This is a genomic window from Marinigracilibium pacificum (assembly GCF_012926615.1).
GTDB lineage: Bacteria > Bacteroidota > Bacteroidia > Cytophagales > Cyclobacteriaceae > Mangrovivirga > Mangrovivirga pacifica.
On sequence record NZ_JABBNU010000004.1, the window covers coordinates 170,460 to 183,799 of the forward strand.

The following is a 13,340-nucleotide window of genomic DNA, read 5'->3' on the forward strand; positions in this document are numbered from 1 at the left end:
GACCCGGAATTTGTAAAAAATCAATGAATAATTACGAACACATTTTATAACAAGTTGTCTAATAGATTGATTTATCAGGATAACAAAATCTATTTTATGAACTAATAGTTAAAGTATTAAAGACATTAATAACGATCAAAACTTAATGCTCTAGTTGATCTAGATTTATTAATCTTATATGGTCTAACATAGCCATATTAATCTCTCCATCCATATTAGTATTCCAATCATTAAAGCTAATTCTAAATGTATATTCACCAGGTGAAAGATATGTTTTAAACATATTAGAATATCCCCAATCAGACCATTCATCGGTCCCCCTTTGTGGTAATACAATTACCCCTTTATATGTATTATCTATATAAAAACTTCTGATTGCACAGTTATTATCAGTATTCCAGGGTCCGGATCCATTCGAATATCTGAAATCTATTAAATACCAGCTTTCTTCCTTAATTGAGATTGTTATAGAAATTTCCTTGTTTTTACTATTAGAAATCTCGATATATCCATCTCCAGAATAATTTTTGAACTGGTTGAGTCTTTTATAATTATTATTTTCAAATTCAACAATTGATATATTTTCCTTATTGAAATTGAAGAATGGTTCTGAAGTAAATGATTCATACCCTGTGCTATCTAAAGCACTTACCTTATAAATATTGTTATCTCCAATTTCTAAAGGATAAGTATTTGAAACTGATCGATCATAAATCTCCCCATTTTTATAAATCAAGTACTCTTTAGCTCCTGCTATTTCGTTCCACTCTAAATGATCTTTAACAAATAAAGGTCTAGGAGCAGGTAATGAAAATTGATTTTGCTGCAAATTGATTCCATCGCTATCAAACTTTTCATTACTCATATCGATCTCTATAGTATGTTTTCCAGAGAGGTTTGCATCAAAGAAATATTGGTCAGATTCTTTTCCGTCAATTATGAATTTTGAAATCTTATTACCATACCCGGTAACTGTTATATCTAAAACAGCATTTCTGTACTTAAAATTCTCTAATTTTCTTTTCCCACCATAATTCTCTGGTATCACAGGAGAAAATGTAATACCATTGGTCTCGAAATTCATTCCAATAAATACTCTATGGACCATAGCAAGATTACCAGCCATGCTCCATAGCATTCGATGAGAATTTATTTCAGTACCTTTGTAGTCACCACTTTCGGCAACGAAGTTTTCATAGTTTGTAAGAAACAGCCCTCCTGCCCTGTATAAAGAAGCTAAACCATGATTAAGAACAGTTTCATTTCCTGCTTTCGCCGCAGCAAGGTTCCAGTATGATTGCACAAATGGCCAAATTCCATTATTATGATAAGGAGGAATACCTGGTATTTGTGGATATATACAAGTAACTCCATATGGTGTTAAAGGTGATCTAGCAATTAGTTTTGCAGCCCTGTTTTCATCGGCAACCTCAAAAATCACTGCTAGTGCAGATCCTAATGCCTCAAATCTTGGTGATAAGTTTAAATAAGGTCTACCATATAAATATTGACCATAATAATCCTTTTCCTTCATCCATAAATACTTGTTTATCCCATCCTTAATTATTTCAGCTCTTTTTATATAACCCGAAGAGTCATAGCCAAGTTCTTTAGCCATTTCACTTAAAATAATGTGAGCCTGATAATGAACGACATTTGTCCCCAGATTTTCAGAATAATAAATATCTCTATTATCCATCCATTTTGGATAAGTTTGTTCTCTCCAGTCTAAGAATGAAGATTCACCTTTGAAAAGTCCGGTTTGAGAATTGAATAATGTTTTGTAGTCATCTTCCAGGGTGTTTTTAATTATTTTGTATGCTATTTCTAACCATTCCCTATCTCCGGTTATTTTATATAGTTCCCAGGCTGCTAAAGTCCATGTAGTTCTATCAGATGATACTGGCCATGCACCACCCGAACCAGTATCTTGAATTATCCTGTCTCTTTTTACCTTCTTAAGAAGACTTATTTTAGCCACTTCCGGTTCATGGTAGGCAAAAGCAAGAAAAATGGAATAGCTCACATCTCTGGTCCATACACCTCCCCACTTTGCACCTGTTCTTAGTGTACTATCAGGTTCTATGTTTAAAATAGCTTCTTCAAGAGACATGTTGAATAATGCATCAACAATTGGCTGGTCTGAACTATAATTTGGTTTTTCAATTAAACTTTGAGATAGTTTCCAACTTTTTTCTTCACCTTCTGATTCATTGTAAGGATTAAATACAAGGTCTATTTTATAGATATTTTCATCATTAGTTGGTTCTAATTTTAATCCTTTATTATCCAGGTTTACAAAATCCCACGATAAGGGGTCTGAATTTCCTGCTATATAAACACCTTTATAATCTTCCTTTGCAATTCTCGTTCCATCAAAGGCTTCAAAATATCCTTTCTCCTCAAACGATTTGAAAATTGGAGTTAGATCTACTTTAATGGTATAATTATAATTGATTGGTAAACCATTTTCAGGGACTTCCTCATTTTCAACGTACTGTTTTCCAAAGGTTATTATAGGTGAGGAATGTTCATCATTTATAACTACAATATGGTCAGTACCAGGCGCAAACTCATTATCTTTTTCGTTAATGCTGAACTTAAATTTGATTTGCCTGGAAAAATTCTGAGAAGCCGGACTTTTATAATTTGATTTTAATTCATGTTCAGAAACTACTTCTCCAATATTATTACCCTGAACAACCTTATCAGTATATATGGTAAACTCATCAGATTGATATAACACATTTGTGTTATCATTAGAATTAGTCTGATTATCCTGACAAGACATGATTAAAATCGAGAGGATGAACGTGTAAAGGTATTTCATTAATTTTCTTATTTACCAATCAAATTTATGATTTGATAAATATAGAAAATATATGTCTTAGAAAAGTATTTATAATTATTTAAGACTAGACGAATGATTAAAGAATACTATTTTTTTAACCAGAAAATAGCCTCTTCTCTATTTGTAAATAACTTAGTAGGCTTCAATGGTTTATTTAATCCAAGGAAAAAGTTACCGATTAATTTACTGATTGGGTTGGTTACTATTAATGCACATTTTGTATAAGTTTTGGCATGGCTTTCACCTGAAAAATGCTTTCTGCATTCTTTAGTCATCCTAACCACGTTAGTTAAATTACATAATAGCGGATAAGGTTCATTATTTAGTATTTCTGAAGTTATTCTGGTTGATTCAAGACCATCCTGAAGTGCCATCTCAGTATTAGGTTGACAATCCGTTTCAAAAATACCATCGGATCTTAGAGTGAATTTGATTTTGTCATTCTCTCTATAAGATAAGATCTCGATTTCCTGATGAGGTGATATCATATTTTAACCTTATTATTATCTGAATACTTTTCACTTTTATTGGTAATATTCATTCCAATGGTAAAATAAAATGTCGCACCTTGCCCCTCTACAGACTCAACCCAGATTCTTTCTCCTGCTGATTCAAGTAAATTTTTTACCGTAGCAAGTCCGATTCCCTGACTTTCATGTGTTCCATCAGGGTCATACTTATGGAAAAGTTCAAATATTTTTTCTTGTTCAATTACCGGAATACCCGGACCATTATCTGAAACAGAAATTACAATCTTATCATCTTCTTCTTTAATATCTATTCCTATTCTGCATTCAGGCTTATCACAGTATTTTACTGCATTACTAATAAGGTTTCTTAAAATCCTGACTAAAACAGTTCGATTAAACTCGATGATCCATTTACATTTAGACACATCAATTACAACATTATCGTCCAATCTGTCAGTTTCAATAATTTCATTAATTATTTCATGAAGATCTATGGCTGTTTTTTGTTCAGTGGGATCACTTAAAACAGAATATTCTAATATCCCATGAACGAGATTTTTCATTTTATCAACTGTACTGGCGAGTTTAATAATAAGCTCTTGAGCATCAGTATTATTCCTGTCTACCGTATGAGCTAGAAGATACACCAATCCTGAAATAGAATTTAAAGGAGATTTTAAATCATGTGCTGTGCTGTATGCAAACTTTTCTAGCCTCTTATTGATTTGATCTAGCTTTTGTTTTTCTACAACATTCTCATTTAACTCTTCACTTAACATATTTAGGCCCAGACAAATAGCATCTAGTAGATCATTTCGACCATTAACGTCTAATGACCTAGAAAAGTCCATAGCAGCCATACCTCCTATCATATCAAGGATTTTGCTTAACCTATCATCTTGAATATTGTTTTCCACAAGCTTAAAACAGTATGATGATTTCTAAAAATAAAAAAAAATATACAAAAATATATTTTCCAGACGTTATTTAAGATAGCATATTTTTTTGAAATAATTGCATTTATCTTTCAACAATATGTTACCATATTTTATCTGATGATTGCAAATGATCGATGATTAATGAAGTATAAATTTTTTTTATAATTAAAATCATTAAGGATTTGTTTAAATAAATAATATCTGACTATAATAATAAAATTAATTATTTGTATATTAAATATAACTTTTAAACTATTTCCATATGAAGAATATATTTTATTTTCTATTAATATTTCTGATGGGATGTTCATCAGCAAATATAGTTGAGTCATGGAAAGACCCTGATACAACAATTAGTGAAACAGAATATCAAAAAGTTATGATAGCCGTCTTGGCTTCTAATGAAGGCAGGAGACGAACGGCAGAAGACTTTTTAGCACAGAAGTATCCGAAACTTGTGCCTTCATATAATGTATTCAAAGGCTTGGATGAAAAGAATATAGATAAGGAACAATTAAAGAGTATATTAACCAATCAGGGTTTTGACGCTGTAATTATAATGCGATTGGTGGATGTTTCTAAAGAAACTAATTATGTACCAGGAAACTATTCAGGGGGATTTTATGGGTATTATGGAGCGTATTGGCCAGGATATTATAACCCCGGTTATTATACTGAAGACACAAAATATTCAGTATCTACTGATGTATTTGATTTAAATAGAAATAAGTTGGTATGGTCTGCAATAACTTCCTCTTATAATAGTTCTAAAATTGAAACTGCTGTTGAAGACATTGCTTATTCAATAACTAAGGAAATGAAAAAGACAGGCTTCTTGCAATAAAGATATATCAAGTTTAGGAATGCAGAAAAAAGTCACGACCATTAGATCGTGACTTTATCTTTTTTAAAGCTCCTCGGTTACACTTCCACAATGTAGCATCATATCACCAAAATATGGGTTCATGATTTCCTTTTCAGCACTTAACCAACTAGCTCCTTTGTTATCAAAAGCCATCGGGCAATGTTGTCTGTACAACTTCACTTCTGTATTTGATGACTTTACCAGAGAATATACATTATCTGAAAGTGTTTCGAATGCCTCACGTTGCTCATCAATATTATTGCTTTCTGAAATTGATTTTGCAGCTTCCTGAATTTTCAGGTATTCCTCTCCTTCTTTTCCATCTACTAATTCTGAAATACTTTTTGCAGTGTTTCCAGAAGTTTCAGCATCTGCTTTAACCAAAGCATCCTTTACTGTCAAATATGAATTAACAAGATTAGCTACTAATTCATCTTCTTGACCAGTTGATTCTGAAGTTTCTTCACTTACCTCTACTGTAGAAGTTGTAGACTCTTCTTCACCAGTGTTTTCTGTAGATCCTCCGCACGAAATAGCAAACATTGAAACTACCAATGCTAAAGCTAAAACTAAATTTGATGTTCTGATTTTCATTTGATTTTAAGTTTTAAATCGTTTTTAAAAATATATAGGATAAAGCGGCTAATCCTACAATTAGCCAAAATAGGTTCTTTAATATTCGGTTTGCCTTTGATTTTCTAACTTGGTATTTATCCGTGTTACAGCAATCCTTCATTTTACTATTGTTTTAATTTCGCCACATGAAAGCATAGAAGCTCCAAAATATGGGTTCTTGATTTCATCTTCTTTACTTAACCAGTCTGCTCCTGAATTATTATTTGCCATCGGACAATGCTGAACGTAATAGGTCTCATTTTTAAAGTTAAACAACTTGGCTGTTTCAATTATCTTATCAGACATTGTGATGAATATTTGTCTGGACTTATTTATGTCGCCTGTTTTATTGAAGAGATCAATTTCTTTGAGCAAATCTTCTTTTAGTTCTTTAATCTCATTTACTGCTTCACCATCGAAATTGGCTGTATTAATATCTGAAACTGATTTTTTCATGCTTTTGGCAGACTCCAAAGCTTTAGTGAAATCATCATTTACCAGATCATCTTTTAACTCAAGATAGGTTGAAATCAATTCATTTATTTCCTTTTCACCTGTGATAGTCAGATTGTCAGATAAATCAATCCCTGTATTATTCCTATTCATCATACTCGGTTTATCCGCCAACTGAGCTGCGGCATCAACACTAAAAGTTCCATTTACTACCACTTCTTCTCCTGGTTTTAAACCTTCCAATACTACATATTGATCGTTAGTTTTAGGTCCCAGGGTTACTTCTCTTAATCTAAATGCAATATTTTCTTGATTTGAATCTTTGATATAGACTACAGATCTGGTTCCTGTCCACATCACTGCCGATTCCGGAATAATTATGGATTCACTACTCATCTCCTCAGAAGCATCAATCACTCCTGATACAAACATTTCAGGTTTCAGGTTCAAATCAGAGTTTTTCAAGGTTACTCTGGCATAAGCAACTCTGGTTTGTGGATCTATTACCGGGTCTATGTAATCTATCTTTTCATTAAAATTTTTACCTGGTAAGGATTTTATCTTAAATGATATATCATCTCCTTCTTTTACCCATGATATATCTTCTTCATATAAATCAAATAAAACCCATACTGAAGACAGATCTACAATTTTGTAAAGTGATTCACCCTGTTTTACATGATCTCCAATATTAACTGTTTTTTCAATCACATATCCGGAAACGTCTGCGGTAATAGGAAATTCATTTAATATCTTACCCGAACTAACAATTCTGTTAATCTGGCTTTCTGAAAGTTTCCAGTTGCGTAGCTTTCTAAATGCTGATTCATATAATTGAGGTTGACTTTCTTTTATCTTACCTGCTTCAATTAATTCTTCTTGAGCAGTAACCAGGCCTGGTGAATAGATATAAGCAATTACCTGGCCTCTCTTCACTTTTTCACCTGTAAAGTTAATGTTAAGCCTTTCTATTCTACCCGGAATATGAGCGGTCTGTAGAAACACTTTTCTTTCATCTTGCTTTATTTTTCCAGTTAATCGAATAACTTTTCCAACTTCCCCTTTTTTTACCTGCATAGTCTGGATGTTTGCCAGTTTCATAGCAGATTTAGACATTGTTACAGCTTCCGGGTCTGTATTTTCATCAGAATCCCCTTCTGCCGGAATAAGATCCATACCACAAATCGGACAGTCACCCGGCTCTGGTTGTCTAATCTGCGGGTGCATTGAACAGGTGTAAATCGTTTCTTCCGCATGGTTATGTTCAGTCATCGATGCATCAGCAGAAGATTCGTTTTCACCTTTGTTTCCTATAACTAACCCTGATATAATACCTATCAATAGCATAAAGATACCGTAGGCAAATAGTTTACTTTTATTTGATATTTTCATGTTATTTCTTGTTCGATTTAATCTTCAAATTGTTTGTTCCCTGTTTGGTCCAGGTAATACATTAATTCAGCCTCGGATAATTTATACTCTTTTATTGCTTCTAACTGTAGAGATTGATATTCGAGTAACTCTTGTTGAATCCGAAGTAATTCTTCAAAATTTTCACCGCTATTTGCATAAGCTTTGAATTGAAGATTAAGCATTTGCTTCAGATTCTGAATTTGTTTATCGTATAAATTCAGCTTGTCAAGTGCTTTTTCCATTTTAAAACTTGTCAATGAATAGCCTGATTGAAAATCATTTATTGATTGAAGCCTCATTTGATTATACGATTCAGCCATAGCCTTAGCCTCATTTTTAGCAGCTTTATATTTTCCGCCAAAAATCGGTAAGGAAATGCTTACCATCGGCATAATTATATCTCTGCCACTATCCTCGACAGGCATTGGAGCATCACCAACTATTACATAGTCCAACCCTACCCCGAATCCGGGTTTACTTTGAGCTGTAATTGCATCTATTTGTGCTTCTGAAGCAGCAGCTTGAAATTCATAAGATTTTACTAATGGATGATTATCAAATAAAGAATCAGACCTGTATAGCAGCTTTTCTTGTGAAATTATTATAGTATCTGAAATGACTACTGTCGTATCCGGAGCTCTGTTTAATAATGAATTGAAGCCAACTGTATAAGTTGATTTTTGCTTCTCCAAAATTGTTATTTCGGTTTCAGATTTATTAATCAACAAATCTGTTCGTAACACATCAACCATAGGAACCTGGCCATTTTCAAACTTGATTAGAGCGATTGATTTATATGTCTCAAGAAGTTCAATATTTTGTTCCAGTATGAAAATCTTTTTATCAAGTTCGTATAATGGATAATAATATCCGGCTAGTTTTTGATATACCTGGCTTTGAGCATTGAGCAATTCCTGATATTTCCCGGAAGCTGCAATAGCTGCTGAATTACCCTTAGCTTTTAAAGTTCCAAACCATGGAAACATTTGCGACAATGACAATTTTGCTCTTTGAGGACCAACTCTTGTTTCTACTGGTGATATAAAATATCCAAAGGAAAATGTTGGATCAGGAAGACTCGTAGCCTGATCAATTCGCTGCATTGATGCTTCAAATTGATGGTGTTTAGCTTTAAGTCCCGGATTATTCTCAAGAGCTATTTTATAATAATCTTCAAAGCTTTGCCCAAATGAAGGAATAGCTATATAGATTAAAACAGCAAGGATCAACTGAGGTCTTATCATTGAATTATATCTATTTCTTTTCATTTTGATATCTTTTTTCTTCTCTCCAGCAATAAATCACCGGAACGATAAAATATGATATAGATGATACCAGCATACCTCCAAAAGCAGGAATAGCCATTGGTATCATAATATCTGATCCCCTTCCAGAAGAAGTCAGAATTGGTAACAGGGCTATAATAGTTGTTGCAGAAGTCATTATTGCCGGTGTAATTCTCTTTTTCCCAGCCTCAACAACTGCAGCCTGTATGGATTTAATACTATCAGGTTTATTTCTTGAAAAACTTTGATCCAGATAGGTAGCCATAAGGACTCCATCATCGGTAGCTATACCAAACAGAGCAATGAAACCAACCCATACAGCAACACTTAGGTTGATCGGATGGATTTGAAATATTTCCTTAAGGTTTATATTGAAAAGGTTAATATCACCAAACCCTTCTACTCCATACAACCAGATCAATATAAATCCGCCACTAAAAGCCATCGCTATACCTGTAAATACCATTAGTGAAGTTGTCACCGATCTGAACTGAAAATAAAGAATCATGAAAACCAGTCCCAAAACAATGGGTACAATTATGGTTAGTCTCTTTTCAGCTCTTATTTGATTTTCATAAGTTCCTGAGAATTTATAGCTTAAACCTTGAGGGACATTTAATCTGCCTGATGAAATAGCCGCATCTATCGCTCCTTTAGCTTCTTCAACCACCTCAACCTCCGAAAACTCAGATTTTCTATCAAACAATACATAGCCTGTTAGAAAGGTTTCTTCACTCTTAATTGCCTGAGGACCTTTTACATATTCTATATCAGCAATTTGTTCCAAAGGTATTTGTACTCCAGTTGGAGTTGGTAAAAGAATTTTTTTCAAAGATTCAGGATCATTTCTTAACTCTCTCGGGTATCTAACTCTGACTGGGAATCGCTCTCTTCCTTCAACAGTAGTTGTAACTTGCATACCTCCTACAGAAGTTTCAAGTGCTTCACGAATGTCTTCAATTGTTAGTCCAAAACGGGCAGCCTCATCGCGTTTGATATCAAAATGCAAGTATGGCTTTCCAACAATCCTGTCTGCAAAAACTGCCTCTTTTTTTACTGATGGAACTTGCTTTAAAATTTCTTCAAGCTTCATCCCAAATGACTCAATTGTTTTCAAATCGGGACCGTAAACTTTGATACCCATTGGAGCCCGCATACCAGTTTGCAACATAACAAGTCTGGTTTCTATAGGCTGCAGCTTAGGCGCTGACGTTACTCCAGGGATCTTAGTTACTTTTACAATCTCTTGCCAGATATCGTCAGGAGAGTTAATGTGGTCTCTCCATACGCGAAAGTATTCACCGTTGCTATCTTCAATTAGCTCATTTCTTGGTTTGTCATTAATTACTTCAGAAAGAGAGTGTTGTAAATTTGACTCTAGCTTCTCTCCTTTACTATCATAAAATATGCTTTCACCCTTGTCAAAACGAAGTTCACCGCCGTATTTATCTTTCTTATTAAGAATATACCTACCCCTTTTATCAGTTCTATACCTTATTTTCCTACCATCTTCATTTGTTAAAAATTCAGATTTGTAGTTAATAACATTTTCAAACATTGATATTGGGGCCGGATCAAGGGCAGATTCCACCCGACCAAGTTTACCTACGGTAAGTTCTACCTCAGGAATACTGGTTACCAACATATCAAGCTGAGCCAGGGTTTCCTTATTATATTCAATTCCCGAATGAGGCATTGATGTTGGCATGAGTAAGAAACTCCCTTCATCTAATGCTGGCATAAACTCTTCTCCTATTCCCGGGAATGTATGTGACAATGATGACCAGATAGTTGTTGTTCTGATATTTATCCCTAGCTTATCAAAACCATAGCCTATAAAACCAAAGACTGTGTTAAATCCTAGCCATATATTTAATGCTAGGATCATAAGAGTTAATGGTATGGCTAAAAATGCTTTTTTGAAATTTAGACAAATATCAAGTAGGTATGGGTAGAATTTTTCCAGAAGAATAAATCCTCCAAGGATTAGACCTACTAGTATAGAAACAAAAAGTATATTTATTACTAAACTAACTCCTGCTCCAAGAGGTAGCCAATAGTAACCTAATAAAACGATTACTATAAGTATACTTAATATAAGCTCTGCATTGGTATAAATTACATTTACCCAGCTTGGTTTGAAATTGTTTTCAGTCGGTAAAATTGTTGATTTTAGAATTCCAAGAACTCCAAAAACCATCAAAGCAATTCCAGTCCAAATAATCCCGGAGAAAAGAGCTATCAGGGAAATTATTATTAAGCTTATATTTAGAACTAATGCTGATTTTTTAGACTTTAATCTGATACCAAATACCCAATTCGCAATAGTAGGTAACAAAAACAAGGCAACCAATAAAGCAGCAATCAATGCAAATGTTTTAGTCCAGGCCAAAGGTCTGAAAAGTTTCCCTTCTGCAGCCTGCAATGCAAATACCGGGATAAAACTAACAATAGTGGTAGACACTGCAGTCAAGATTGCAGAACTAACCTCGGCTGCTCCTTCGAATATTGCATTTTTCAATTTTTCGAAATACCCGGGATCGGCTTTTGTATCGGGCTGGTTTAGTTTTTGTTCATCGATCTTCTTGATGATATTTTCAGAAAGAATCACTCCCAAATCAACCATCGTACCAATTGCTATGGCTATTCCTGATAGTGCAACGATGTTTGCAGTTACACCAAAATATCTCATAGCTATAAATACTATTAGAACAGCTATAGGTAGTAGAACGGAAATTAATACCGAGGCTCTCAAATTAAGGATCATTACAATCACAACAAGAATTGTAATTAGAACTTCCAGTGAAAGAGCTTCTTCAAGAGTTCCTAAAGTCTCATGAATAAGTATTGACCTGTCGTAAAACGGAACAATAGTTAGTTGAGATTCTGTCCCATCTGCAAGTGTTTTGGTTGGTAAACCAGGTGAAATTTCTTTGATTTTAGCTTTTACATTATTGATAACAGCCAAAGGATTTGAGCCATATCTGGCTACAACCACTCCTCCTACTACCTCAGCACCGTCTTTATCAAGAATACCTCTTCTCTGTGCCGGTCCTAAAGATACTCTTGCAATATCTTTTACTCTAATCGGAACATTATTCTGTACATCAACAACAGCCAGCTCCAGGTCATCAAGTGATTTTATATATCCTAATCCTCTTACCAGGTATTCGGCTTTATTAATTTCTACAGTTTTAGCCCCAAAGTCTTTATTTGAATTCCCCACTGCCTTCATTACTTTAACAAGCGGGATATTATAGGCTTTTAATGCATCCGGGTTAACATCAATTTGATATTCTTTAACATATCCACCAATTGAAGCTACTTCGGAAACACCCTCAGATGAATTGAGTGAATATTTAACATAGAAATCCTGTACAGTTCTGATCTCTTGAAGATCCCAGCCACCTGTAGGATTTCCATTTTTATCGCGTCCTTCAATTGTATACCAGAATATTTGTCCAAGAGCAGTTGCATCAGGACCTAAAGAAGGCTGAACATTTTCGGGTAATAAGCCGGAAGGCAATGAATTTAACTTTTCAAGAATTCTCGATCTGGACCAATAAAATTCAATATCCTCATCGAAAATGATGTAGATACTTGAAAATCCAAAAATTGAAGAACTTCTGATTGATTTTACACCTGGAATCCCTAATAGATAAGTCGTTAACGGATATGAAATTTGATCTTCGATATCCTGTGGAGATCTTCCAGGCCAGTTTGTAAATACGATTTGCTGATTTTCACCAATATCAGGTATTGCATCTACCGGAACCGGGTCAGTTGGCAAAAAATCTATGTTCCAGTTAAATGGAGATGTTACAACTCCCCAGGCAATCAGGAATACAAATACAAGCGTAGTTACTAATTTATTTTCAAGGAAATATTTAATTATCCTATTTAGCATGACGTAATTTATTTATCAAACAATAAAATATTTTCTGCATTAAAGCAGATTTTAATTATTGATAAATAATCGCTAAATACGAAAAACCTCATAGTGCACATTCAAGTCTCGTATCACCAGAGGTATTGGAACTTCATAAAGATTTGTGGATAGATCTTGTTCTACGGAAATGGTAGAAAAAGAATAAACGAATGAAGTGAGAAAAATGAAATTAATATTGTCAATTGAAGTCTTTCCAGGTACAACTGGCTCATCTACTTCAAAGGAATTATAATGATTTTCACAACACTTTGGACCACTAAGATAAGTTTGGCCATCAGCGTACTCATGATCAGTAATTTCCATTCCACAATTTAGATCATCATTGCCTATAGACAATTCAGATAACATAGCCATTCCACCGCAATAGTGAGTGGCCATTGTTATTCCGCTATTCCCCAGGAACAATAATAATGCTAACGATATGGATAATAACTTTCTCAAATCTTCATTTTGAACGGAGCAAAGGTAATTATTGTTACTAAAAAACAAAAATTTAATTC

General features: G+C 33.9%; 9 protein-coding genes. 1 reads left to right on the forward strand and 8 read right to left on the reverse strand.

Annotated features, from left to right (window positions below; all coding sequences use genetic code 11):
- Positions 1 to 142: 142 nt before the first annotated feature.
- From HH304_RS07585 to HH304_RS21395, 3 genes are all read right to left on the reverse strand, one after another.
- Entirely contained in the window at positions 143 to 2,791 is a 2,649-nt protein-coding gene (locus HH304_RS07585; RefSeq protein WP_169679787.1) for an alpha-L-rhamnosidase-related protein, read from the reverse strand.
- Positions 2,792 to 2,937: 146 nt separating this feature from the next.
- Positions 2,938 to 3,339, reverse strand: a complete 402-nt coding sequence (locus tag HH304_RS07590) for a DUF7793 family protein (protein ID WP_169679789.1) — start codon at positions 3,337 to 3,339, stop codon at positions 2,938 to 2,940.
- Positions 3,336 to 4,238: a sensor histidine kinase gene (locus tag HH304_RS21395; protein WP_169679791.1), complete on the reverse strand. Its 903-nt coding sequence runs from the start codon at positions 4,236 to 4,238 to the stop codon at positions 3,336 to 3,338. The genes HH304_RS07590 and HH304_RS21395 overlap by 4 nt, the downstream gene beginning before the upstream one ends.
- Before the next feature lie 283 nt (positions 4,239 to 4,521).
- Between HH304_RS21395 and HH304_RS07600 the strand changes: the two genes are divergently transcribed.
- Positions 4,522 to 5,103 (forward strand): DUF4136 domain-containing protein, encoded by a 582-nt coding sequence (locus HH304_RS07600; RefSeq protein WP_169679793.1) that lies wholly within the window; start codon positions 4,522 to 4,524, stop codon positions 5,101 to 5,103.
- Positions 5,104 to 5,166: 63 nt separating this feature from the next.
- Here the strand turns inward: HH304_RS07600 and HH304_RS07605 are convergent, their stop codons facing one another.
- The 5 genes from HH304_RS07605 to HH304_RS07625 all read right to left on the reverse strand — a co-directional run bounded on the left by HH304_RS07605 (position 5,167) and on the right by HH304_RS07625 (position 13,281).
- Complete coding sequence (locus HH304_RS07605; protein ID WP_169679795.1) at positions 5,167 to 5,718, reverse strand: DUF3347 domain-containing protein; 552 nt, start codon at positions 5,716 to 5,718, stop codon at positions 5,167 to 5,169.
- A gap of 138 nt (positions 5,719 to 5,856) precedes the next feature.
- Positions 5,857 to 7,584, reverse strand: coding sequence for an efflux RND transporter periplasmic adaptor subunit (locus HH304_RS07610; protein WP_169679797.1), 1,728 nt, complete (start codon positions 7,582 to 7,584; stop codon positions 5,857 to 5,859).
- Positions 7,585 to 7,601: 17 nt separating this feature from the next.
- A complete protein-coding gene (locus HH304_RS07615) occupies positions 7,602 to 8,873 on the reverse strand; it encodes a TolC family protein (RefSeq protein ID WP_169679800.1) in 1,272 nt (423 codons plus the stop codon).
- Positions 8,860 to 12,798, reverse strand: a complete 3,939-nt coding sequence (locus HH304_RS07620; protein ID WP_169679803.1) for an efflux RND transporter permease subunit — start codon at positions 12,796 to 12,798, stop codon at positions 8,860 to 8,862. The genes HH304_RS07615 and HH304_RS07620 overlap by 14 nt, the downstream gene beginning before the upstream one ends.
- A 72-nt stretch (positions 12,799 to 12,870) precedes the next feature.
- Positions 12,871 to 13,281: an HYC_CC_PP family protein gene (locus HH304_RS07625; protein WP_169679806.1), complete on the reverse strand. Its 411-nt coding sequence runs from the start codon at positions 13,279 to 13,281 to the stop codon at positions 12,871 to 12,873.
- Positions 13,282 to 13,340: the final 59 nt, after the last annotated feature.